Raw genomic sequence first — 23,047 nt, forward strand, 5'->3', positions numbered from 1 at the left:
GGTTTTGGGGGGGGCGGGGTGGTGGGCGGGCTCCCCCCGGGGGGGGGGGGGGGGGGGGGGGCCCCCCCCCCCCCGCCCGCCCGGGGGGGGGGGGGGGGGCCCCCCGGCCCCCCCCCCCCCTCCCGTCCGTCAGTTCCGCCTCAGAGGTACAGGCCCGTCGAGTCCTCCGAGCCCTCGAAGCGGTCCGCGGCCACCGCGTGCAGGTCGCGCTCACGCATCAGCGAGTACGCGATGCCCCGCACCTCCACCTCGGCCCGGTCCTCCGGGTCGAACAGGACCCGGTCGCCCGGCTCCACCGTGCGTACGTTCTGACCCACCGCGACGACCTCGGCCCACGCCAGCCGACGGCCCACCGCCGCCGTCGCCGGGATCAGGATCCCGCCGCCGGACCGGCGCTCGCCCTCGCCGGCGTCCTGCCGGACGAGGACACGGTCGTGCAGCATCCGGATGGGGAGCTTGTCGTGCTGGGTGCTGTGCTCGCTTCTGTTACCGCTCACGCCTTCGAACCTACCTGCCTCGGCCGGACGGGGACGCCCTCGGGTCAGCCCTTACGACGCCGGGTGCTCAGGGCCAGCAGCCCCACCACGCCGACCACGACCAGGGCGAGGGGCACGACCCGCTCCAGCCGCGGGGCGCCCTCCTCGTCCACCAACTGCGCCCGCACATCGCTCACAGCCCGGTTGACCTGCACATAGGCCCTTCCGAGCGTGTGGTCGACGTTGGCGACGACCTTGGCCTTGGCGTCCCCGACGATCGTCTTGGGATGCACCCGCACCCCGATCTCGTCGAGTGTCTCGGCCAGCGTTTCACGGCGGCGCCTGATGTCCGCCTCGATCTGCGCCGGGGTTCTGGTGTCCGACGTGTCCGCCACGGTGGGGCCTCCGAAGTGAGCCGACGTTCGTACGTGTCCTGGACAGTCTGTCAGCTCCGTCCACGGCCGCACGGTCAGGACCCCCGGTTACGCTGGTCCGATGAGCGAGCGACTCCAGCCCGGGGATGTGGCCCCCGCCTTCACCCTCCCCGACGCCGACGGCAACGAGGTGTCCCTGTCGGACCACAAGGGCCGCAAGGTCATCGTCTACTTCTACCCGGCCGCGCTGACGCCCGGCTGCACCAAGCAGGCCTGCGACTTCACCGACAACCTCGACGTGCTGGCCGGCGCGGGGTACGACGTCATCGGCGTCTCCCCGGACAGCCCCGAGAAGCTGGGCAAGTTCCGCGACAAGGAATCCCTCCGGGTCACCCTGCTGGCCGACCCCGAGAAGAAGGTCCTCGACGCGTACGGCGCCTACGGCGAGAAGAAGAACTACGGCAAGACGTACCTGGGCGTCATCCGCTCCACGATCGTGGTGGACGAGGAGGGCAAGGTGGAACGGGCCCTGTACAACGTCCGCGCCACGGGCCACGTCGCCAAGATCATCAAGGACCTCGGCATCTGATCCCCCCACCCCCGGCCCGCCCCGACACCCCCGGCGCGGGCCCCACCCCTCCCACGTGACCGTCCGACAATCGGTTCGTTACTCCGTACGAGACCACGAACAGGTGGCCGGGGACGGAGGGGGCCATGGGGGTGCGGAACGCGTCGCAACGATCGGACGTGTACAGCCGGGAACGGCTCGCGTCAGAGGTTGCCGAAGCTCGTAACTGGGCGGACTTGATGCGGCGGCTCGGTCTCCCCCCGAGTGGCGGCCGGCGGCGGGTGCTGCAAAGGGAAGTCACCCGCCACGGACTCGACACCAGCCACTTCGTCAAGCGCAACCCTTGGCGCAAGTACCCCGATGCCGCCATCACGGAGGCTGCCGCCTCGTCGTCGTCGCTCCGGGAAGTGGCTCTGAAGCTGGGTGCCGTCCCCGCGACGGGGACTCTCTCCCACATCCGACGCCGCATCGCCGCGGCGGGCATCGACATCAGTCATTTCCCCGGCATCGACCGCCCCGAGCCGGACCTGCCTTTCACAGCCGACGAACTCCGGGTCGCCGCGGCCGAGGCCACCAGCGTGCGTGGCGCAGCGCGCGCACTGGGCGTTCCCGACGACAGCCGCTCCCGGGCGGCGCTGGGCCGCATGCTGGCTGCCCACCGCATCGACGTCAGCCACTTCTCTCACCGGCGAACGGCCATCGACGAAGACGCGCTGCGCAGCCTGGTGGCGGATGCCGCCAGTTACGCGGACGTCATGCGTGGTCTCGGCATGGAGGTCAACGACACCAATCACCGTCGCGTGAGGCGGGCCGTTGCACGCCTCGACCTCGACACCAGCCACTTCAGGCGCAGGTCCTGGGGGCAGCCGGAACGCCCGGCTCCCGCACCGACCGCGCATCGAGTGCTGGTCATGCTGCCGGAGCAGGCCGGGCGGACGAACAGGACCCGCCTGCATCAGGCTCTGACCGAGATCGGGGTGCCGTACGCGTGTGCGGAGTGCGGCAACACCGGAGAGTGGCGAGGACGCCCGATCACCTTGCAGATCGACCACGTCGACGGGAACTGGCGGGACAATCGCCCGGCGAACCTGCGCTATCTCTGCCCCAACTGCCACGCGTTGACGGACACGTGGTGCCGCCGCAAAACTGGTGCGCCCTCGCCGGACGACACGACAGGCCCGTACACTGAGTGCCGCGGTCGAGCGTGATGACCGTTTTTGAGCGGCCGTGATGGAATTTGGCAGTCATGCTGGTTTTAGGTACCAGTGGGTTCACACCCGTGTGGGTTCGAGTCCCACCGGCCGCACCACAGAGGGGCCGCCCCAGGCGGCCCCTTCTTCGTGTCCGCTCAGCCCAGCAGCTCCCGTACCGCAGGTACCAGGGCTCGGAAGGCCTTTCCTCGGTGGCTGATCGCGTTTTTTTCGGCCGGGGACAGTTCCGCGCAGGTGCGGGTCTCGCCCTCGGGGGCGAGGATCGGGTCGTAGCCGAAGCCGTTCGTGCCGGTGGGGGTGTGGCGCAGGGTGCCCGTCAACCGGCCTTCCACCACTCGTTCCGTGCCGTCCGGCAGGGCCAGGGCCGCCGCGCAGGCGAAGTGGGCGCCGCGGTGCTCCTCGGCGATGTCGGAGAGCTGGGCCAGGAGGAGGTCCAGGTTGGCCTTGTCGTCGCCGTGGCGGCCGGACCAGCGGGCCGAGAAGATGCCGGGGGCGCCGCCCAGGACGTCGACGCAGAGGCCGGAGTCGTCGGCGACGGCGGGCAGGCCGGTGGCGCGGGCGAGGGCGTGGGCCTTGAGGAGGGCGTTCTCGGCGAAGGTGACGCCGGTCTCCTTGACGTCGGGGACGTCGGGGTAGGCCTCCGCGCCGACGAGGTCGTGGGGCAGTCCTGCGTCGGCGAGGATCGACCTGAGTTCGGTGATCTTTCCGGCGTTGCGGGTGGCGAGGATCAGGCGGGTCATGGCCCCCAGTATCGCGGGGCCGCCGCCCGGCGTGCGCGGCGGTGACCGGCCCGGCGTGCGCGGCCCTAACCGGCCGGGCGTGCGCGGCCCTAACCGGCCGGGCGTGCGCGGCCCTAACCGGCCGGGCGTGCGCGGCCCTAACCGGCCGGGCGTGCGCGGCCCTGACCGGCCCGGCCGGCTGCTAAGGCGTGCAGACCTTCGTCAGTTCGCCCGCCGCGTCGGTGACGGGGCTGAGGTCGGGTGTCGCGTCGCCGTTCTTGACGGAGGTGCGGACGTTGCGGACGGCCGTGGTCAGGTCGTCCACCGCCTTGTCGACGTCGGCGTCGTCGGTGGTGTCGCCGATCTTGGTGAGGTTCTTGTCGATGGAGTCGAGGGACTCCTCGAGCCGGGTGGGGTCGTCGGAGGCGTTCTGCACGGCCTGCTGGAGCTCGGTGACGCTGTCGGCGATGGCGTCGGCGGTCTGGACGCAGTCCAGCGCCTTGTTGACGGCGTCGCAGCCGGTGGTGAACGCGGCCGTGAGCCCGAAGGCCGCCACGGCGGCGGCGGTTGCGGCGATACGGCGACGGCGGCGTCGTCTCTCGGCCATGGTGTTGGTCCTCCCCTTGCACAGCCCCCGAGGGCCCCCGTGCGCTGACTGGCCGGGCGTGCGGCGTCGAGCCGTGCGCCCTTACCCCTAGACGCGAGCGCGGGCGGCCTGGTTGCCCGCCCCCGGCCGCCCGTCCCGGCCTGTCCTTCCCGGTGCGCCCCTGTGCGGGCCGCCCTACCGTTCGAGGACGGCGTCGAGTGCGGTGCGCTGGAGGGCGGTGAGTTCCTTGCAGCCCGAAACGGCGAGGTCGAGAAGGGAGTTGAGCTCGTCGCGGGCGAACGGCTCGGCTTCGGCGGTGCCCTGGACCTCGACGAAGCGGCCGTCGCCGGTGCAGACGACGTTCATGTCGGTCTCGGCGCGGACGTCCTCCTCGTAGCAGAGGTCGAGGAGGGGGATCTGGCCGACGATGCCGACGGAGACGGCGGAGACGGTGCCGGTGAGGGGCCGGCGGCCAGCCTTGATGAGCTTCTTGCCCTGGGCCCAGGTGATGGCGTCGGCGAGGGCGACGTACGCGCCGGTGATGGCGGCGGTGCGGGTGCCGCCGTCGGCCTGGAGGACGTCGCAGTCGAGGACGATGGTGTTCTCGCCGAGGGCCTTGTAGTCGATGACGGCGCGCAGGGAGCGGCCGATGAGGCGGCTGATCTCGTGGGTGCGGCCGCCGATCTTGCCGCGGACGGATTCGCGGTCGCCGCGGGTGTTGGTGGCGCGGGGCAGCATGGAGTATTCGGCGGTGACCCAGCCTTCGCCGCTTCCCTTGCGCCAGCGGGGAACGCCTTCGGTGACGGAGGCGGTGCAGAAGACCTTGGTGTCGCCGAAGGAGATGAGGACGGAGCCCTCGGCGTGCTTGCTCCAGCCGCGTTCGATGGTGACCGGGCGGAGCTGATCGGGCGTGCGGCCGTCGATTCGAGACATGGCGTCGAGCCTATCGGGAGGCGGGGAACGCCAAGGGCCCCTCCCCGTGGATGGGAGGGGCCCGTCAGCGGTGGACGGCGGGGTTCACATCATGTCTTCGATCTCGGTCGCGATCGGGTCGGCGTCGGTGCCGATGACGACCTGGATGGCGGTGCCCATCTTGACGACGCCGTGGGCGCCGGCGGCCTTGAGGGCGGCGTCGTCGACCAGAGAGGGGTCGGAGACCTCGGTGCGCAGGCGCGTGATGCAGCCTTCGATCTCCTCGATGTTGTCGATGCCGCCGAGCCCGGCGACGATCTTCTCAGCCTTGCTGGCCATGTTCGGTCTCCCTGAATTCCCTGGTGTGCGAACCGGTTTGTCGCAGTAACCCACAGTTGGCCCAACTTCGCGAGCGATCGCGTCGTGGATGCCGAAGGATGGCGGCACAGTGACGTAATCGTCGGTAGTTGGTCTACACCACCTGACAGGCGGTCGCCAAACCATGAGTGCCGAGAGTGCCGGAAGCGCCGCGCCGGGGCAGGTGAGCCCCGCGCGCGCTCGCTGGAACGGCGCGTTCCAGGGGCTGCAGAAGATGGGCCGCAGCCTTCAGCTGCCCATCGCGGTGCTGCCGGCCGCCGGCATCCTCAACCGGCTGGGGCAGCCGGACGTGTTCGGGGACGAGGGGCTGGGGTGGACGAACGTCTCCAAGGTGATGGTGGGGGCGGGCGGGGCGCTGCTGGACGGGCAGTTGGGGCTGCCGCTGCTGTTCTGCGTGGGTGTGGCGATCGGGATGGCGAGGAAGGCCGACGGTTCGACGGCGCTCGCGGCGGTGGTGGGTTTCCTCGTCTACTACAACGTGCTGCGGCAGTTCCCGGAGGACTGTCCCGGGGGGTCGAAGGCGGTGCCGGGGATCGGCTGCCAGGCGACGCTCGACGGGACGGTGACGGCGTTCACCTATCAGAACCCGGGCGTGTTCGGCGGCATCGTGATGGGTCTGACGGCCGCGTACTTCTGGCAGCGGTTCCATCGGACGCGGCTGGTGGACTGGCTGGGCTTCTTCAACGGGCGGCGGCTGGTGCCGATCATCATGGCGTTCGTGGCGATCGCGTTCGCGGCGCTGTGTCTGTGGGTGTGGCCGCCGATCGGCAGCGGGCTGGAGAGTTTCAGCGACTGGCTGGACGGTCTGGACGCCTGGGGTGCGGGCATCTTCGGTGTGGCGAACCGGGCGCTGCTGGTGATCGGGCTGCACCAGTTCCTGAACGTGCCCATCTGGTTCCAGTTCGGCAGTTACACCAAGCCGGACGGGACGGTGGTGCACGGTGACATCAACATGTTCCTTGCGGGGGATCCGGACGCGGGTCAGTTCACCTCGGGGTTCTTCCCGATCATGATGTTCGCGCTGCCGGCGGCGGCTCTGGCGATCACGCACACCGCGCGTCCCGAGCGTCGCAAGGAGGTCGGCGGGCTGATGCTGTCGGTGGCGCTGACGTCGTTCGTCACGGGGATCACGGAGCCGATCGAGTACTCGTTCCTGTTCGTGGCGCCGCTGCTGTACGCGCTGCACGCGGTGCTGACGGGTGTGTCGATGGCGGTGACCTGGGGGCTTGGGGTGCACGACGGGTTCAGTTTCTCGGCGGGTCTCATCGACTACGTCATCAACTGGAACCTGGCGACGAAGCCGTGGGCGATCGTCCCGATCGGTCTGTGCTTCGCGGCCGTGTACTACGTCGTCTTCCGGTTCGCGATCACGAGGTTCGACCTGAAGACTCCTGGGCGCGAGGCGGAGGAGGAGCGGGAGGACACCACCAAGGCCTGACGCGGCGCCTGCGCGGGGCCCCTGGACCGTCGGTCCGGGGGCCTTTTCGCGTGCCCGGCGGGGAGGGTCGGGGCGGGTGCCGGGCGTAGCGCTTCTGTGATGGTTCCGGCGGTTCCTTATCCCGCCTTCATCGTGCTACAACAGGTCTACACCACCCAGTGGTTTAGACCAGAGACGCTGCCGTCCCTTCCCCCCTTTCCCCGGACGGCGCCATGCCCTCCCGGCCTGCGTCCGGGGGTCTCAGGAGGAAAATGTGACCACGGCCAGCGCCGCTCCCGCGGCTGACAAGAACAAGGGCGCCGGTGTGATGGCCGTGCTCCAGCGCATCGGGCGCAGCCTCATGCTGCCCGTGGCCGTGCTGCCCGCCGCCGCCCTTCTGGTGCGCCTGGGCAACGACGACATGCTCGGGCGTTCGTCGTTCCCCACCTTCCTCACAAAGATCGCCGGGTTCATGGCGGCGGGCGGCAACGCGATCCTCGACAACATGGCGCTGCTGTTCGCCGTGGGCATCGCGATCGGCTTCGCCAAGAAGTCGGACGGCTCCACGGCGCTCGCCGCGGTCGTCGGCTACCTGGTCTTCAAGAACGTGCTCGCCACGTTCACCGACAAGAACCTGCCGAAGGTGGCGAAGGCCGTCGACGGCAAGGTCGTCATGGTGGACGCGCCGGTCGACGCGAAGGTGCTCGGCGGTGTGGTGATGGGCCTCGTGGTCGCGCTGCTGTACCAGCGGTTCTACCGTACGAAGCTGCCGGACTGGGCGGGCTTCTTCGGCGGCCGCCGGCTGGTGCCGATCCTGTCGGCGTTCGCGGGCCTGGTCATCGGCATCGTCTTCGGCTACATATGGCCCGTGCTGGGCACCGGTCTGCACAACTTCGGTGAGTGGCTGGTCGGTTCGGGCGCCGTGGGCGCCGGCGTCTTCGGTGTCGCCAACCGTGCGCTGATCCCGATCGGGATGCACCACCTGCTGAACTCGTTCCCGTGGTTCCAGGCGGGCGAGTACGAGGGCAAGAGCGGTGACATCGGGCGGTTCCTGGCCGGTGACCCGACGGCGGGCCAGTTCATGACGGGCTTCTTCCCGATCATGATGTTCGGTCTCCCGGCGGCCTGCCTCGCCATCTGGCACTGCGCGCGTCCGGAGCGCCGCAAGGTGGTCGGCGGCATGATGTTCTCGATCGCGCTGACGTCGTTCGTCACGGGTGTGACCGAGCCGATCGAGTTCACGTTCATGTTCATCGCGCCCGTGCTGTACGCCATCCACGCGGTGCTCACCGGTGTGTCGCTCGCGCTGACCTGGGCGCTGGGCATGAAGGACGGCTTCGGTTTCTCGGCCGGCGCGGTGGACTTCTTCCTGAACCTGGGCATCGCGACGAACCCGTGGGGTCTGATGCTGGTGGGCCTGTGCTTCGGCGCGGTCTACTACGCGGTCTTCCGCTTCGCGATCATCAAGTTCAACCTGCCCACTCCGGGCCGTGAGTCCGACGAGGAGCTGGCGGAGATCCAGAAGGCAGAAGCCAAGTAGGAGGCCTTCCGGCACCGGCCCGGCCCGCGCGCCCGTCCCGCAGGACGGACCTCGCGCGGGCCGGGCCTTCGTCAGATCTCGTACGACACCCTGGGCACGGCCAGTTCCACCGGGCCGGTGAAGGTCTCGCGGGCGTCGGCGAGGTTGGCCTCGGGGTCGGTCCACGGGGGGATGTGGGTGAGGACCAGGCGGCGGGCGCCCGCCCGGGTCGCCGTCTCTCCCGCCTCGCGGCCGTTGAGGTGCAGGTCCGGGATGCTTTCCTTGCCGTGCGTGAAGGCGGCCTCGCACAGGAACAGGTCGGCGTCGCGGGCCAGTTCGTCCAGGGCCGGGCTGACTCCCGTGTCGCCGGAGTAGGTCAGCGCCTTGCCGCCGTGTTCGACGCGGATGCCGTAGGCCTCCACCGGGTGGGCCACGCGTTCGGTGTGCACCGTGAAGGGGCCGATGTCGAAGGTGGACGGCTTGACCGTGTGGAAGTCGAACACCTCGCTCATGGAGGACGCGGAGGGGGTGTCGGCGTAGGCCGTGGTGAGGCGGTGCTCGGTGCCCTCCGGGCCGTAGACGGGGAGGGGGTCGCAGCGTCCGCCGTCGTGGCGGTAGTAGCGCGCCACGAAGTACGCGCACATGTCGATGCAGTGGTCGGCGTGCAGATGGCTCAGGAAGATCGCGTCGAGGTCGTACAGACCGCAGTGGCGCTGCAGCTCGCCCAGGGCGCCGTTGCCCATGTCGAGGAGCAGCCGGAAGCCGTCGGCCTCGACGAGGTAGCTCGAGCAGGCCGATTCCGCGGACGGGAACGACCCTGAGCAGCCGACGACGGTGAGCTTCATAAAGCAGAAACCTCCGCTGGCGGGGATCCGGGGATACGGGGACGGAAAGGGGCGCGCCGGGGTGGCGACAGGGGTTGTGCGGTCCGTCGAGCGTAAGGCGCGAAACCCTCGGTCGCTCCTCCGCCAGGGGCCGTTGTGGGCGAACTCACCTGTGCTGTCACCGGTATGGCTGGACGCCGGGCGCGTGAAGCGCGCGCGAAGGGGATCTTGCGCTATGGGCGTCCGGTCGGGGCGCGTGGTCCGGTGGCGTGCGCCCCGGTAACGTTCGTGTGCATGGACACGTCCTGGTGGCTGGCGCTCGCGGCGGTGGTACTGCTGGCGCTCGTCGCCACGCTCGTCGACGGCTGGGGGCGCGGGCGGCGGCCCGCGGGGCGGCGGACCCGGCCGCCGGGGCGGCCGGAGCGGGGGCGCGCCACGGCGGGGCGGCCGCAGCCGGCGGAGATCTGGTGGGCGAACGTGCCCTTCGAGGACGGGCCTGGCGCGAAGGACCGGCCGTGTCTGGTGCTGGTGGTGCGCGGGAACCGGGTGACCGTGGCGAAGATCACCAGCAAGTACCGCGACGAGCGGCCCGGGGTGATCCCGCTGCCGCCGGGCGCGGTGGGGGACGCCCAGGGCCGGCCGAGCTACCTGGAGACGGGCGAGCTGCGTCAGGTCCGGTTGTCGGACTTCAGGCGACGCGTCGGCGTCGTGGACCCGGCCCTGTGGGACCAGGTCCGTCATCTGACGAGTTAGCAGACACATCGCCCCGTATCCGCATCGTGTGGCTCACGCCCAGAGTTGGCCCTGGAGCGTCTTGATGGCTTCTTCCGTCGTCGCGGCGGTGTAGACGCCGGTGGAGAGGTACTTCCAGCCGCCGTCGGCCACCACGAACACGATGTCCGCGCTCTCGCCGGCCTTGAGCGCCTTCTTGCCGACGCCGATCGCGGCGTGCAGCGCGGCGCCGGTGGAGACGCCGGCGAAGATGCCTTCCTGCTGGAGCAGTTCGCGGGTGCGGGTGACGGCGTCGGCGGAGCCGACGGAGAAGCGGGTGGTCAGGACGGAGGCGTCGTACAGCTCGGGCACGAAGCCCTCGTCGAGGTTGCGCAGGCCGTAGACCAGGTCGTCGTAGCGCGGCTCGGCGGCGACGATCCGGACGTCGGGCTTGTGCTCGCGCAGGTAGCGGCCGACGCCCATGAGCGTCCCCGTGGTGCCGAGGCCTGCGACGAAGTGGGTGACGGAGGGGAGGTCGGCGAGGATCTCCGGGCCGGTGGTGGCGTAGTGGGCGCCCGCGTTGTCGGGGTTGCCGTACTGGTAGAGCATCACCCAGTCGGGGTGCTCGGCGGAGAGTTCCTTGGCGACGCGTACGGCGGTGTTGGAGCCGCCCGCGGCCGGGGAGGAGATGATCTCCGCGCCCCACATGGCGAGCAGGTCGCGGCGCTCCTGCGAGGTGTTCTCGGGCATCACGCAGACGATGCGGTAGCCCTTGAGCTTGGCCGCCATGGCGAGGGAGATGCCGGTGTTGCCGCTGGTCGGCTCCAGGATGGTGCAGCCGGGGGTGAGGCGGCCGTCCTTCTCCGCCTGCTCGATCATGTGCAGGGCGGGGCGGTCCTTGACGGAGCCGGTGGGGTTTCTGTCCTCCAGCTTCGCCCAGATGCGGACGTCGGCGGACGGCGACAGCCGCGGCAGGCGCACCAGAGGGGTGTTGCCCACCGCGGCCAGCGGGGAGTCGTAACGCATGCCCGTCAGGCCATGCCGCCGGCCACGGCCGGCAGGATCGTCACGGTGTCGCCGTCGGCGAGCTTGGTGTTGATGCCGTCGACGAAGCGGACGTCCTCGTCGTTGAGGTACACGTTGACGAAGCGGCGCAGCTGGCCGTCGTCCACGATGCGGGCCCGGATGCCCGAGTGCCGGCTCTCGAGGTCGGTGAACAGGTCGGCGAGGGTGTCACCGCTGCCCTCCACCGCCTTCTGACCGTCGGTGTACTGGCGGAGGATGGTGGGGATGCGGACCTCGATGGCCATGATGCGGCTCCTGTCGGAAGTGGTCGGGTCGGTGGGCGCACGGCAGCGCGGGGTACGGCAGGGTGATGCGTCGCGCCGCGGGCTCACGGGCCGTACGGCGGCAGGGCGTGCGTCAACAGATGGCGCTGGCGAGCCTGCACAGGTCGACGTGCAGCCGCGCCACGAGCGGCGCTCCGGGCGTCCTGTCGCTCACGTCGTTCACAACCATGGGCTCATCGTATCGATTCCCGGCCCGCCCCCCGGAGGGTGATCCCACATCGTGGACCGAATCGGGTCGGTGAGTGAGACCACCTCCGTCTTTCGGCCGGTGGGCGGGGCGGCGCCGGTCAGTACGCCTCGACGATCCGGACCTCTTCCTCGGTCACCTGGCCCTCGACGATGCGGAAGGAGCGGAACTGGAACTCGCCGGCGCCGTCGGTGTCGGCGGTGGAGACGAGGACGTAGTGGGCGCCGGGTTCGCCCGCGTAGGAGATGTCGGTGCGGGAGGGGTAGGCCTCGGTCGCGGTGTGGGAGTGGTAGACGATCACCGGCTCCTCGTCGCGGTCGTCCATCTCGCGGTAGAGCTTGAGCAGGTCCCCCGAGTCGAACTCGTAGAACGTGGGCGACATGGCCGCGTTGAGCATCGGGATGAACCGCTCGGGGCGGTCGGATCCGGCCGGCCCGGCGACGACGCCGCACGCCTCGTCGGGGTGGTCCTTGCGCGCGTGCGCGACGATCTTGTCGACGAGGTCCTGGGTGAGGGTCAGCATGTTCGCCAGGATAGACAAAGGGGCCTCCCCGTACCGAGGTGCGGTACGGGGAGGCCCACATGGTGGACGTCCCTCAGGGGTCCGGAGGGAGCGCCACGAGCGTTCCCTGCGGCCGGACGTCCTCTGCGGTGACCGGACGGCGGTCAGACGGTGGTCAGCCCACCTTCTCCGGCTCCGGGGCGCGGTCGGCGATCTGCGGGTTGCGCGACTTCAGCACGGCCCAGCCGATGCCGAGGGCGGCGGCCCAGCCGGCCATGACGTAGAGGCAGATGCGGGAGTCGGCGTCGAGGGCGATCAGGCCGGTGACGAAGAGGAGGAACGCGATGGCGACGTAGGAGCACTTCGCGCCGCCCGGCGCCGGGAAGGACGAGGCGGGCAGGCGGCCCGCGTCGACGGCGCGGCGGTACAGGACGTGGCTGACGAGGATCATCAGCCAGGTCCAGATGCCGGCGGCGGTGGCGACGGAGGTGACGTAGCCGAAGGCCTTCTCCGGGACGACGTAGTTCAGGACCACGCCGATGCCCATGAAGAGGACCGAGACGGTGATGCCGAAGGCCGGGGTCTTCGTCGAGGACAGCTTCTTGAAGGCCCGCGGGGCCTCACCGCTCTCGGCCAGGTTCCGCAGCATGCGGCCGGTGGAGTACATGCCCGAGTTGCAGGAGGACAGGGCGGCGGTGAGCACGACGAAGTTGACGATGCCGGCGCCGGCCGGGATGCCGATCTTGGCGAAGGCGGCGACGAACGGGCTGACGCCCTCGGCGAACTCGGTCCACTTCACCACGCACAGGATGACGGTGAGCGCGCCGACGTAGAACAGCGCGATACGCCACGGCAGGGTGTTGATCGCCTTGGGCAGGGTCTTCTCCGGGTCCTCCGACTCGCCGGCGGTGACGCCGACCAGCTCGACCGCGAGGTAGGCGAACATGACGCCCTGCAGGGTCATCAGGGACGAGCCGATGCCCTTGGGGAAGAAGCCGTCGAAGGCCCACAGGTTGGAGACGGCGGCGGTGTCGCCGGCGGAGCTGAAGCCGAAGGTCAGGACGCCGAGGCCGATGACGATCATGCCGATGAGGGCGGTGACCTTGACCATCGAGAACCAGAACTCCAGCTCACCGAAGAGCTTGACGGAGATCAGGTTGACTCCGAAGAGGACCACCAGGAAGACCAGGGCGGTCACCCATTGGGGGATCTGCGGGAACCAGTAGTTGACGTAGATCGCGGCCGCCGTGAGCTCGGCCATGCCGGTGACGACCCACATCAGCCAGTACGTCCAGCCGGTGAAGTAGCCGAAGAACGGGCCGAGGAACTCACGGGAGTACTCGGCGAAGGAGCCCGAGACGGGGCGGTAGAGCAGCAGCTCGCCGAGCGCCCGCATGATGAAGAAGATGATCACGCCTGCGAGGGCGTACATGAGGATGAGGCTCGGGCCCGCCTTGGCGATGTTCGCCCCGGCTCCCAGGAACAGGCCGACGCCGATGGCACCGCCGATGGCGATCATCTGGACCTGGCGGCTGCCGAGGCCGCGCTCGTACCCCTCTTCGGCCCCCTGCGGGGCCTTGTCCGTGCCGACCTGCGTGGAGGTCATGTGTGGTGCGCCTTTCTCCATGCCGACCCGGGCCTCTCGTCGGCCTCGGATCGGGTTTCGATCCCCCCGGATTGATGGAGTCTGGGCGGGGCCCGGAGGCCTGCCCGTGCCTGGCCGGCGATCAACCGGCTCGGTGGCGCACCCGGCGGAACATAAGGGTGGTGTTCGCCGGGCGGTCGTGAAGATTTATCACGGCCGCAACAGTGATCGCCCGAGGCGGCTGTGGCGCATCACACAAGAAGAAGCGGCCAAACAGGGCACAAAAGGGACACACTCGGCTGCGCCGGTAACGCGATCGTTATCCGGATTTGAGCGTCCGCTGAGCGAACACGGAATCGTCACATCGGCGGCGAAACCGCCACATGTTCAGGGCATGAGCGTGGAGACGAGGGTCTCCTGGAGCCCGCCCAGCCACAGATAGGCCATCACCATCGGCTTACGGGGATCGTCGTCCGGCAGCCGGTAGAGCAGATCGGTGTCGTCCTCGTCGGCGATGTCCAGCCGGGAGCCGATGGCGAGGCGCAGGTCGTTGAGCGCGCCGAGCCACTGCCGGGACATGTCGGGCGACAGCTGGAGCACCGCGCCGCCCTCGCTCCCGGCCGCCAGCTCGTCCAGCGAGCGCACCACCGCGAGGGCGTTCTCCCGCTTGCCGGCCCGCAGGTCGTTCTCGGTGTAGCGGCGGAACTCGGAGGAGTGGGCGCGCTGCTCCTCCGACTCGCGCGGCCCCGGGGTGGCCTCGGGGTCGGTGTAGGCGTCGGGGAAGAGCCGCCTGAGCACCGGGTCGGCGGGGGGCTCGCTCGGCCCTTCGGCGAACAGCTCGGCGAGCGGGTCGTCCGGGGTGTCCTCCGCGGGGCCGGGGCCGATCAGCTCCAGGAGCTGCACGGCCAGCGACCGGATGATGGAGATCTCGACGTCGTCGAGGGCGACGGCCGCGCCGCCGCCGGGGAGCGGTTCGAAGTGTCCTGGCATCAGTGAGGTGACTACTTCCGGTCCTGCTGGAGGGTGGCCCACAGACCGTAGCCGTGCATCGCCTGCACGTCGCGTTCCATCTCCTCGCGAGTGCCGCTGGAGACGACCGCCCGGCCCTTGTGGTGGACGTCGAGCATGAGCTTGGTGGCCTTGTCCTTGGAGTAGCCGAAGTACGTCTGGAAGACGTACGTCACGTAGCTCATCAGGTTGACCGGGTCGTTGTGGACGATCGTGACCCAGGGGACGTCCGGCTCGGGGACGGCGAAGACCTCCTCCGCCGACTCGGTGCGTTCGATCTCTACGGGCGCGGGTGACGTCACAGGGCCCATGCTGCCACGCCCCGCTGAAATCGTCACACCGACGAAAAGGGGGTACGATGCGCTTCATGAACACAGCGGACCTTGGGCTGCCGGTGGATGTTCCCTCGACGGCGCTTTTCACGGACCAGTACGAGTTGACGATGCTGCAGGCCGCGCTGAAGGCGGGCACCGCCGGGCGGCGCAGCGTGTTCGAGGTCTTCACCCGGCGACTGCCGGAGGGGCGGCGCTACGGCGTGGTCGCCGGCACCGGGCGGGTCCTGGACGCCGTCGAGAACTTCCGTTTCGATCCCGGCGTCCTCGGCTTCCTGCGCCAGCGGGGGATCGTCGACGAGGCGACCCTGGAATGGCTCTCCTCGTACCGCTTCTCGGGTGACGTGTGGGGCTACCCCGAGGGCGAGGTGTACTTCCCGGGCTCGCCGATCCTGCGGGTCGAGGGCACCTTCGCCGAGTGCGTGCTGCTGGAGACCGTGATCCTCTCCATCCTCAACCACGACTCCGCGATCGCGGCCGCCGCCTCCCGGATGGCCTCGGCCGCCGGGGGCCGCCCGCTGATCGAGATGGGCGCCCGCCGCACCCACGAGCTGGCCGCCGTCGCCGCCTCCCGCGCCGCCTACATCGGCGGCTTCGCCACCACCTCCGACCTCGCCGCCGGCTTCCGCTACGGCATCCCCACCGTGGGCACCAGCGCCCACGCCTTCACCCTGCTGCACGACACCGAGCGCGACGCCTTCCGGGCCCAGGTGGACACCCTGGGCCGGGGCACCACGCTCCTGGTGGACACCTACGACGTCACCGAGGCCGTCCGCACGGCGGTGGAGGTCGCCGGGCCCGAGCTGGGCGCGGTGCGCATCGACTCCGGCGACCTGCTGCTCGTCGCGCACCGGGTGCGCCAGCAGCTGGACGAGCTGGGCGCCACCCACACCAAGATCGTCGTGACCTCCGACCTAGACGAGTACGCCATCGCCTCGCTGGCGGCGGCCCCCGTGGACGCGTACGGCGTCGGCACCCAGCTGGTGACCGGGTCCGGGCACCCCACGGCCTCGATGGTCTACAAGCTGGTCGCCCGCGCGGAGTCCGACGACCCCGGGGCGCCGCTGGTGGCGGTGGCGAAGAAGTCCACCGGCGGCAAGACCTCGGTCGGCGGCCGCAAGTGGGCCGCGCGGCGCGTGGACGCGCACGGGGTGGCGGAGGCGGAGGTCGTCGGCACCGGCGCCGTGCCCGCGGAGCTGGCCGACCGGCAGCTGCTGGTGGAGCTGATCAAGGGCGGCGAGGTCGTCGGCCGCGAGCCGCTGGACGCCGTCCGCGACCGCCACGCGGCCGCCCGCTCCCGGCTCCCGCTGTCCGCGGCCCAGCTCTCGCGCGGGGAACCCGTCCTCGCGACGGAGTACGTCCAAGGACCCTCGGGTAGCTAAACCGCGGGACGGCCCGTGCGGGGCCGGCCCGCCGGCTCCCGCACCGGGGCGTCCACGCCCCCTCCCCTACCGCCGCCGAAGTCTCTAGGCTCATGACTTCACCGACAGTCGAAGGACACCCATCATGCGCCGCGCCTTGATCGTCGTCGACGTGCAGAACGACTTCTGCGAAGGGGGCAGCCTCGCCGTGGCCGGGGGCGCCGACGTGGCCGCCGCGATCACCGAGCTGATCGGGCAGGCCCCCGCCGGGTACCGGCACGTCGTGGCCACCCGGGACCACCACATCGCGCCCGGCGGCCACTTCGCCGACAACCCCGACTACGTCGAATCCTGGCCGGCGCACTGCGTCGCCGGCACCGAGGGCGTGGGCTTCCACCCGAACTTCGCCCCGGCGGTCGCCTCCGGCTCCATCGACGCCGTGTTCGACAAGGGCGCCTACTCGGCCGCGTACAGCGGTTTCGAGGGGACCGACGAGAACGGCGTGACGCTGGGCGACTGGCTGCGGGCGCGGGAGATCGACGAGGTGGACGTCGTCGGGATCGCCGCCGACCACTGTGTGAAGGCCACCGCGCTGGACGCGGCGCGTGAGGGTTTCCGCACCCAGGTGCTGCTGGACCTGACCGCCGGGGTGGCCCAGGAGACCACCGAGCGGGCGATCGAGGAGCTGCGGGCGGCGGGCGTGGAGCTGACCGGCAAGCCGGTGGTCCAGTAGCCCGCCGGCCTCACGGCTGCGCCGCCGGCCGCCTCAGCAGGGACCTGATCGGACGCCACGGCTCGGGGACCCCGGCCACGGCGTGGACGGTGTGGTCGGGGGCCGTGCGCCACACGAGGCCGTCGGGGTGGTGCAGTACGGCGGTGATCTCGTCCGGGGTCGGCGGGGCCGCGTTGCCCCGCAGGTAGACGGCGCGCAGGCCCAGGTTGCGCAGCCTGGTCAGGGCGCGGGCGCGGTTCTGGGCGAGGACGAGGACGCGCACGCCCTCGGCGGCCTGGGCGGTGGGGCTGGGCAGGTTCAGCGCCACCACCACGCTGCCGTTCGGCAGCTTGCAGAACCCTCCTGCGGCCATGCGGTCACACCCCCGTACGGATCGGCGTCGCCGGGACCGGCGCCGGGGCCGTCTCGGGGACCGTCAATAAGAGAAGCACAGGACGCACCTAAACACGATCGGCGGCGACCCGCCAGTGGGTCGCCGCCGAAACGCTTCTGACCTGCTAAAACTCCGCTTACTTCGCGGACGGTCCGACGCGGACCGTGATCGTCTGGCCGTTCGCGGGCTCGCTGACGATCCGGATCGAGGTGTTGGTGTCAGTGACCTTGACGCCGGCCTGCGGGGTCGACGCGTCGTAGTAGCTCGACTTGCCGTCGTCGAAGACCGGGACGCCCGGGCGGGACGGGATCGTCGTGGCGACGTCGGCGTTGTGCAGCGTGATCGCGTCGGTCGGGAAGGTGCTGAAGGTGGCGTCGAAGGACTGGACGCGGTTGCGCATCAGCGTGCCGTCGGTCCACTTCAGCGGGGTCGGGTGGGAGTCGATCGGGAGGATGAGGCCCTCACCCGGGTGCTGGCTGGTGTTGTCGTCGGCCTGGGAGGTGTCCCACTTCCAGATCAGCAGACCGTTCTGGTACGCGTAGTGCTCGACCCACTCCGGGCGGGTCTTGGAGAAGCCGTAGTTGTACGGGCCGACCTTGAGGGTCGTGTCGTACGAGACGTACTGGCGGTTCTCCGCGATGTAGTACTGGGCGTAGTCGTCCGTGATGGCCGAGCCGATGCGGCTGAAGCCGCCCGCGGTCCAGGCGGCGTCGGCTGCCTCGGCGTTGTCGGAGAACAGGGTCGCGCCGTCGGCGGTCACCGTGATCTGGTCGGCCGTGAAGCCCTTCTGGGCCACGCCGCCGTCGGTGGCGTAGCGGAAGCGCAGGCCGATCTTCTTGCCGGCGTAGGCGTCCAGCGGGAACGTCAGCTTCTGGTAGGCGTCGACCGTGCCGGTGAGGGCGGGCTTGCCGCTGCCGTCACGCGGGATGGCGGTGCCGTCGGCCAGCTTGCCGTCGATCGGCGTCCAGTTGGCGCCGTCGGTGGAGACCTCGACGTAGGCGAAGTCGTAGTCCTTCTCGGTGTCCCACCAGGCGTCCAGGGACAGGGAGGCGGAGGACTTGCCGGTGAGGTCGACCGAGCGGGTCAGGGTGTTGCGCAGGTCGTTGCCGCTGCCGCTCCACCACTGGCGCGTGCCCTGGGCGGGCGCGACCACGGGGGTGGTGACCGTCTTGTTCGGCAGTTCGACGATCAGGGCCTGGGCGTTCTTGGTGTTGTACTCCGCGACGCCCAGCTTGTGGCGGGACTTGACGCCCGCCTTGGCGACCTCGTAGTCCAGCCAGCCGAGCTGGAGCTTGTCCCAGGCGTTCATGTCGCCGGGCAGGTCGCCGATGGAGTTCTTGCCGGTGCCGAGCCAGGAACCGGAGGACATCAGCGTCCAGAAACCGGTGGAGTTCTCACCGGAACCGGAGGTGTCGTACTCGTCGGGCAGGCCGAGGTCGTGGCCGTACTCGTGGGCGAAGACGCCCAGTCCGCCGTTCTCCGGCTGGATGGTGTAGTCGCCGACCCAGACGCCGGTGTCACCGATCTCGGTGCCGCCGAGCTTGTTGGTGTCGGGGCCGCTGGAGCCGGCGTCGGTGCCGAAGGCGTACCAGCGGTGGGCCCAGATGGCGTCCTCGCCCTGGGCGCCGCCGCCCGCGGACTCGTCCTCGCCGGCGTGCACGATCTGGAAGTGGTCGATGTAGCCGTCGGACTCGTTGAAGTCGCCGTCGCCGTCGAAGTCGTAGCGGTCCCACTGGTCGTACTCGGCGAGCTCGGCCTTGATCTCGGCGGCGGTGTCGCCGGCGGCCTCACGCTGGGCGACCCAGGCGTTGACGCCGTCCTGCACCGCGTACCAGGCGCCGGTGGTGGCGGCGTTGGAGCCGTAACGGGCCTCGTTGTAGGGGACCTTGACCCAGTCGGTGACCTCGCCGTCGACCGAGTAGCGGCCCGAGGACTGCTTCTCGTAGTACTTCTTCAGCGACTCGGTGCCCGGGCCGGTGCCGAAGTACAGGTCCTGGAAGTGCTTGCGGTCGTAGTCCGCCTGCCAGGCCGTGCTGTTGTTCTTGGCCGGGTCCGGCTTCGCGATCTTGTTGTGCAGCGGGCCGGGGGTGCCGCCGTAGCGGCTGTCGACCTGGTCGCCGAACTCGACGAGGATGGTGAAGATCTTGTCGGTCTTCTCGCGGCCCAGCTCGACGTACTTGGGGTCGCCCTTGCGGCTCGCCAGCTGCACGACCTTCGAGCCGTCGCGGTCCTTGACCGCGGCCTCGCCGGATATGACCTGCTCCAGGGCCTCCTTGCGCTGGGCCTCCTGCCTCGCGCTCAGCGGCCCGTCGAAGTCGTGCTCGTGAGCCTTGGCCGGCTGCGGGTCCTTGCGGTCCGCCACCGGGGCCTTCGCCGGCGCGCCGTCGGCGGCCTGGGCCACGGCGAACGTCGAGAACGTCGCCGAGGCCGCCGCGAGGGCGACGACCGTGGCGGCCGTCCTGAACGTCCAGGATCTGCTAGTCACTTGATTCCTCCCACTCACGCGTCCGGCAGCGCGGAAGGGGGTTCCATGTCAAGGGAAGTCCGCGCGCGGTTATACGCGTGTAGTCAAGTGACGTCATTTGACTACTGGTTCACCAGAAAAGACAGACCTTGACTTGGACAGGTCAACTGCATTATTAGGAGACGGGGTTCGCATTGCGGACACGTGACTGTCACATGACGGGCGCGTAGGCCCGTCCGCGGGCCGGACGTCATGACTCCGTGCGCCCCCTGTGCACCGGCACCGTGGGTCAGCTCACGCTTACCGCCCGTTCCGCTCGGGCATGCAGGCGAATAGAGTCGAGATCGCCCCCGCCTTCCGAGGACACGATTGCCATGCCTCGTCCGACTGTCGCACAGCTCACGTACGGTTCCTGCACCGTCGTCTTCTCGACGCTCGCCATGTTGCTGCTGTCGCAGACGAGTTCGGGCCCGGCCGTCGCGGTCATCGCCGTCGCCGCGGTCGCGCTCGGCGTGCTCGTCGCGATGACGGTACCGGCGCCCCGGCGCACCCCCGTGATCGTGGCACGCTCCGCGGCGGAGCAGCCGGCGGTCGCGTCGGTCGCCGCCGCGGCGCCGCACGAGGCCGTCCGGGAACCGTCGGCACGCTGACCGTCACGTTGGTGACGACGCATCAAGTGCCGTCGCGTCAGGTGACGTTCACCACGACCGTCTTGGCGGCCTTGTCGTGCAGGCCCTGCTTGTACGGCTTGTCGAAGTAGCTCCAGCCGCCGCAGATCGCCGTCCACAGACAGGCGCAGCAGAACGCGAACGGCAGCCACAGCACCAGCGCGCGGATCAGCGAGGTCTGCACGGAGGGCGTGGAGCCGTTGTCGAGGTTGGCCACGCGCATCCCCAGCCACTTCTTGCCGAGGGTCTGCCCGGACCTGGCGATCATGAAGGTGTCGTAGGCGACGTAGAGGACGGCGGCCACCAGGGACTGCGCGAGCGACTTGCCGACCTCGACGCGCGAGCTGTCCACGTCGTACTCGCTGACGCCGAAGCCCCAGGTCAGCAGCCAGACGACGATGGCCACGAGGATCATGTCGATGATCCGGGCGAGGGTGCGCTTGCCGCTCTCGGCGAGCGGGGGCATACCGGCGAGGGGGTCGGCGGGGTAGCCGCCGTAGGGGTCGCCCGGGCCTCCCCCGTAAGGGCCACCGCCGTGAGGACCGCCGCCGTAGGGGCCACCGGGGCCTCCCCCGTACGGGCCGCCGCCATGGGGGTCTCCCCCGTAGGGTCCGCCCGGGCCGCCCGCGCCGTACGGCGGAGGCTGCCGGCCTCCGGGAGGCGGGGGCTGGCCGCCCTGGCCGCCCTGTGCGTCCTGCCCGCCGCCCTGCCCCTGACCGTACGGGGGCTGCTGCGGGGGCTGCTTCCTGAACGGGTCGTCCTCCGGCGGCTCGCCGCCGGAACCGGGGGGCGGTTCGGTCGTCATGGCCCGAGTCGACCGCGAACCCCGCCACTTCGCATCCGGCGAGCGGCCGTCCGGAGTACGGGACTCCCCGGGCGGCGTAGCGACCCTGAGGGTCCCTCAGGACCCCTCAGCCCGCCACGAAGGTGTGCGCCGCCTTGTCGTGCCAGCACTGCCGCCACGGGCGGTCGAACACGCACCACAGGACGCCCAGGACACCGACGGCGAGCAGACCGGGCACGCTGTAGACGAGCCAGCGGCGCAGGGCCGCCCCGAAGGACGGCGGCTCGCCGCCCTCGATGTCCCGCACTTCGAGGCCGAGCAGCTTCTTGCCCAGTGTCCGGCCCCACTTGGCGGTCGGCAGCGCCTCGTACAGGACGCCGAAGACCAGCAGCACGGCCAGGACGATGCCGAGGTACACCGACGTGGTGCCGTCCAGGAGCCAGACGGTGACCGTCTCCCCGGACTGCTTCGCCGCGTCGATCTTGTCGTCGACGTGCTCGACGGCCTTCGTACTCAGCGGGACGGCGGCCGCCGCGGTGACACCGCCCACGACGAGCGTGTCGACGAACCGGGCGACCAGCCGCTTGCCGAGCCCGGCGGGGCGCGCGGACGCCTGGCGCCGGGCGGCCGCCTGGAACACGTCGTCGACCGGCGGCTTCCAGGGCGCGACGGGCTGGTCCTCCCCGCCGCCGGCCAGCTGGTGCACCTGCTGCGCCCAGGACTGCTGGCCACCGCCGGGACCGGCGCCGACGGGAGCGGCTGGGGCCACGGCGGCGGGCTGGGGCTGGGGTGGCTGCGGACCGGGTTGGGCGGGGACGCCGGGGGCGGGGGCCGCCTGGGGGACGGGAGCGGGCGGGGTGGGGGCGGGCACCGAGGGCTGAGGCGTCTGGAGCGCCGCGGCTTGGGGCGCGGGGGCGGCGGGAGTGGCGGGCGCGGCGGGCCCGGTCGGCTGGACGGGTGCCGGCAGGCCGGGGATCTGGCCCTGGGCCGCCGGAGCCGCGCCGACGCCGGGCGTCCCGGCGGAGGCGGGCGTTGCGGCGGAGGCCGGTGCGGGTGCCGCGGAGGCGGGCGTTGCGGCGGAGGCCGGTGCGGGTGCCGCGGAGGCGGGCGTTGCGGCGGAGGCCGGTGCGGGTGCCGCCGCCACGCCTCCGGCACCCGCGGGCCCACCGTTTCCGGCCGCGCCGACGGGGCCCTGGAGGCCGGGGACGGAAGGCCCGGCCGCCGCCGGCGAGGTCGTGCTCCCCGGTCGCGCGCCGGGTGCCCCGGACGCGTCGGACGTGCGCGGGGACGGCGCACGGAACGTCATGGTGCCGGGGTCCCCGCCAGGGACGCCGGCGTCGGACGGGGCGGTCCCGGAAGGCGGCCCGCCGGCCGGACGGCGGAAGACGAACGTGCCGTCGGACACGACGTCACCGGAACCGGAACCGGAGTCGGGGCCGGGCGGGCCCACGGGCTCGGCCTCCCCCACCCTCGGGTCGGGCCCCTGCGGGGAGCCCCAGGACACCTTGCGGTCCTGATCCCCGCCGAACCCCGACTGGTGGGAGCGGTCGGCGCCCCACGCGGACGAAGGCTCGCTCCGGCCGCCGTACTGCTGGTCCGCCGGCACCGGGTCCTCGTCGAAGAAGTGCGGCCCGGTCTCCTCGACCGAGGCGACCGACGTGGCGGGCGCGCCGGGAGCCGGCGGGGACCCGGGCCCGGACCCGGACGGGGGCATGAGCGGTTCACCGCCGGAGGGCGCCGGCCTGCTGGTGCCGGGCACCCAGGAGGAGCCGTTCCAGTACCGGACGTAGCCAGGGATGGACGGGTCCGGGTAGTACCCCTCGCGGGGCCTGTCGTCGCCGGGTGCCGGGGAGGGGGCGCTCATGTCCGTCGTCCGGTATCTGCTCGGGGGTGTGATGGGGGCCTCCACATCTATCAGACGAGCGCAAGCCCCACCGGCAGTCCCGCCGGACCCACTCCTATCCGGGCAACCCCGTGCACGGGCTTCACACGTTCGGACCGTCGGC

26 protein-coding genes and 1 tRNA gene are annotated in these 23,047 nt (G+C 70.9%); 9 read left to right on the forward strand and 18 right to left on the reverse strand.

What is annotated here, in order from left to right:
• Positions 1-140 precede the first annotated feature (140 nt).
• The gene (locus ACFYXA_RS29795; RefSeq protein ID WP_207228680.1) at positions 141-443 is read right to left on the reverse strand and encodes a co-chaperone GroES; all 303 of its coding nucleotides are present in this window, start codon (positions 441-443) and stop codon (positions 141-143) included.
• Between the two features lie 98 nt (positions 444-541).
• On the reverse strand, positions 542-871 hold the full coding sequence (locus ACFYXA_RS29800) for a DUF3618 domain-containing protein (protein WP_130436569.1): 330 nt from the start codon (positions 869-871) through the stop codon (positions 542-544).
• Between the two features lie 100 nt (positions 872-971).
• On the opposite strand from ACFYXA_RS29800, the gene bcp reads away from it, so the two are divergent.
• The 3 genes from bcp (at position 972) to ACFYXA_RS29815 (ending at position 2,727) form a co-directional block, all read left to right on the forward strand.
• Positions 972-1,439, forward strand: coding sequence for a thioredoxin-dependent thiol peroxidase (gene bcp / locus ACFYXA_RS29805; protein ID WP_351098856.1), 468 nt, complete (start codon positions 972-974; stop codon positions 1,437-1,439).
• A 125-nt stretch (positions 1,440-1,564) separates the two neighbouring features.
• Entirely contained in the window at positions 1,565-2,626 is a 1,062-nt protein-coding gene (locus ACFYXA_RS29810) for an HNH endonuclease (RefSeq protein WP_389038669.1), read from the forward strand.
• Between the two features lie 13 nt (positions 2,627-2,639).
• Positions 2,640-2,727 (forward strand) — tRNA-Leu (locus ACFYXA_RS29815).
• Between the two features lie 39 nt (positions 2,728-2,766).
• Here the strand turns inward: ACFYXA_RS29815 and rdgB are convergent.
• From rdgB to ACFYXA_RS29835, 4 genes are all read right to left on the reverse strand, one after another.
• The gene (gene rdgB, locus ACFYXA_RS29820; protein WP_352253082.1) at positions 2,767-3,369 is read right to left on the reverse strand and encodes an RdgB/HAM1 family non-canonical purine NTP pyrophosphatase; all 603 of its coding nucleotides are present in this window, start codon (positions 3,367-3,369) and stop codon (positions 2,767-2,769) included.
• Positions 3,370-3,550: 181 nt separating this feature from the next.
• Positions 3,551-3,955, reverse strand: coding sequence for a hypothetical protein (locus ACFYXA_RS29825; protein WP_352253080.1), 405 nt, complete (start codon positions 3,953-3,955; stop codon positions 3,551-3,553).
• A gap of 174 nt (positions 3,956-4,129) precedes the next feature.
• On the reverse strand, positions 4,130-4,867 hold the full coding sequence (gene rph / locus ACFYXA_RS29830; protein ID WP_130436564.1) for a ribonuclease PH: 738 nt from the start codon (positions 4,865-4,867) through the stop codon (positions 4,130-4,132).
• A gap of 84 nt (positions 4,868-4,951) precedes the next feature.
• A complete protein-coding gene (locus tag ACFYXA_RS29835) occupies positions 4,952-5,185 on the reverse strand; it encodes a glucose PTS transporter subunit EIIB (protein WP_130436563.1) in 234 nt (77 codons plus the stop codon).
• A gap of 163 nt (positions 5,186-5,348) precedes the next feature.
• On the opposite strand from ACFYXA_RS29835, the gene ACFYXA_RS29840 reads away from it, so the two are divergent.
• Entirely contained in the window at positions 5,349-6,662 is a 1,314-nt protein-coding gene (locus ACFYXA_RS29840) for a PTS transporter subunit EIIC (protein ID WP_389038674.1), read from the forward strand.
• Between the two features lie 253 nt (positions 6,663-6,915).
• Positions 6,916-8,181, forward strand: coding sequence for a PTS transporter subunit EIIC (locus tag ACFYXA_RS29845; protein ID WP_389038677.1), 1,266 nt, complete (start codon positions 6,916-6,918; stop codon positions 8,179-8,181).
• A gap of 71 nt (positions 8,182-8,252) precedes the next feature.
• Here the strand turns inward: ACFYXA_RS29845 and ACFYXA_RS29850 are convergent, their stop codons facing one another.
• On the reverse strand, positions 8,253-9,005 hold the full coding sequence (locus ACFYXA_RS29850) for an MBL fold metallo-hydrolase (protein ID WP_351098849.1): 753 nt from the start codon (positions 9,003-9,005) through the stop codon (positions 8,253-8,255).
• Positions 9,006-9,278: 273 nt separating this feature from the next.
• Here ACFYXA_RS29850 and ACFYXA_RS29855 point away from each other — a divergent pair, with 273 nt between their 5' ends.
• A complete protein-coding gene (locus ACFYXA_RS29855; RefSeq protein ID WP_352253075.1) occupies positions 9,279-9,737 on the forward strand; it encodes a type II toxin-antitoxin system PemK/MazF family toxin in 459 nt (152 codons plus the stop codon).
• 33 nt (positions 9,738-9,770) lie between these two features.
• Here ACFYXA_RS29855 and ACFYXA_RS29860 read toward each other — a convergent pair whose 3' ends face one another.
• From ACFYXA_RS29860 to clpS, 7 genes are all read right to left on the reverse strand, one after another.
• Positions 9,771-10,721, reverse strand: coding sequence for a PLP-dependent cysteine synthase family protein (locus ACFYXA_RS29860; RefSeq protein ID WP_389038682.1), 951 nt, complete (start codon positions 10,719-10,721; stop codon positions 9,771-9,773).
• A gap of 5 nt (positions 10,722-10,726) precedes the next feature.
• Positions 10,727-11,005 (reverse strand): MoaD/ThiS family protein, encoded by a 279-nt coding sequence (locus ACFYXA_RS29865; RefSeq protein WP_130436557.1) that lies wholly within the window; start codon positions 11,003-11,005, stop codon positions 10,727-10,729.
• 112 nt (positions 11,006-11,117) lie between these two features.
• Positions 11,118-11,213 carry a putative leader peptide gene (locus ACFYXA_RS29870; RefSeq protein ID WP_389038686.1) on the reverse strand — a complete coding sequence of 32 codons (96 nt, stop codon included), beginning with the start codon at positions 11,211-11,213 and terminating at the stop codon, positions 11,118-11,120.
• 118 nt (positions 11,214-11,331) lie between these two features.
• On the reverse strand, positions 11,332-11,754 hold the full coding sequence (locus ACFYXA_RS29875) for a Mov34/MPN/PAD-1 family protein (protein ID WP_389038689.1): 423 nt from the start codon (positions 11,752-11,754) through the stop codon (positions 11,332-11,334).
• 154 nt (positions 11,755-11,908) lie between these two features.
• A complete protein-coding gene (locus tag ACFYXA_RS29880; protein WP_351098844.1) occupies positions 11,909-13,339 on the reverse strand; it encodes an amino acid permease in 1,431 nt (476 codons plus the stop codon).
• Between the two features lie 366 nt (positions 13,340-13,705).
• Complete coding sequence (locus ACFYXA_RS29885; RefSeq protein WP_389038693.1) at positions 13,706-14,308, reverse strand: DUF2017 domain-containing protein; 603 nt, start codon at positions 14,306-14,308, stop codon at positions 13,706-13,708.
• An 11-nt stretch (positions 14,309-14,319) separates the two neighbouring features.
• Entirely contained in the window at positions 14,320-14,637 is a 318-nt protein-coding gene (clpS, locus tag ACFYXA_RS29890; protein WP_058925046.1) for an ATP-dependent Clp protease adapter ClpS, read from the reverse strand.
• A gap of 56 nt (positions 14,638-14,693) precedes the next feature.
• On the opposite strand from clpS, the gene ACFYXA_RS29895 reads away from it, so the two are divergent.
• Positions 14,694-16,040, forward strand: a complete 1,347-nt coding sequence (locus ACFYXA_RS29895) for a nicotinate phosphoribosyltransferase (protein ID WP_389038697.1) — start codon at positions 14,694-14,696, stop codon at positions 16,038-16,040.
• 124 nt (positions 16,041-16,164) lie between these two features.
• Positions 16,165-16,752 (forward strand): isochorismatase family protein, encoded by a 588-nt coding sequence (locus ACFYXA_RS29900; RefSeq protein WP_356688086.1) that lies wholly within the window; start codon positions 16,165-16,167, stop codon positions 16,750-16,752.
• Between the two features lie 10 nt (positions 16,753-16,762).
• Here ACFYXA_RS29900 and ACFYXA_RS29905 read toward each other — a convergent pair whose 3' ends face one another.
• Both ACFYXA_RS29905 and ACFYXA_RS29910 read right to left on the reverse strand, forming a co-directional pair.
• A complete protein-coding gene (locus tag ACFYXA_RS29905; RefSeq protein ID WP_352253064.1) occupies positions 16,763-17,104 on the reverse strand; it encodes a hypothetical protein in 342 nt (113 codons plus the stop codon).
• Between the two features lie 157 nt (positions 17,105-17,261).
• Positions 17,262-19,610 (reverse strand): immune inhibitor A domain-containing protein, encoded by a 2,349-nt coding sequence (locus ACFYXA_RS29910; protein WP_389038702.1) that lies wholly within the window; start codon positions 19,608-19,610, stop codon positions 17,262-17,264.
• Between the two features lie 353 nt (positions 19,611-19,963).
• Here ACFYXA_RS29910 and ACFYXA_RS29915 point away from each other — a divergent pair, with 353 nt between their 5' ends.
• Positions 19,964-20,239 carry a hypothetical protein gene (locus ACFYXA_RS29915; protein ID WP_130436547.1) on the forward strand — a complete coding sequence of 92 codons (276 nt, stop codon included), beginning with the start codon at positions 19,964-19,966 and terminating at the stop codon, positions 20,237-20,239.
• 37 nt (positions 20,240-20,276) lie between these two features.
• Here ACFYXA_RS29915 and ACFYXA_RS29920 read toward each other — a convergent pair whose 3' ends face one another.
• Both ACFYXA_RS29920 and ACFYXA_RS29925 read right to left on the reverse strand, forming a co-directional pair.
• On the reverse strand, positions 20,277-21,062 hold the full coding sequence (locus tag ACFYXA_RS29920) for an RDD family protein (protein WP_389038705.1): 786 nt from the start codon (positions 21,060-21,062) through the stop codon (positions 20,277-20,279).
• A 106-nt stretch (positions 21,063-21,168) separates the two neighbouring features.
• Positions 21,169-22,905: an RDD family protein gene (locus tag ACFYXA_RS29925; protein ID WP_389038708.1), complete on the reverse strand. Its 1,737-nt coding sequence runs from the start codon at positions 22,903-22,905 to the stop codon at positions 21,169-21,171.
• Between the last annotated feature and the right edge of the window lie 142 nt (positions 22,906-23,047).

This window comes from Streptomyces sp. NPDC002566 (assembly GCF_042889585.1).
Classification (GTDB): domain Bacteria; phylum Actinomycetota; class Actinomycetes; order Streptomycetales; family Streptomycetaceae; genus Streptomyces.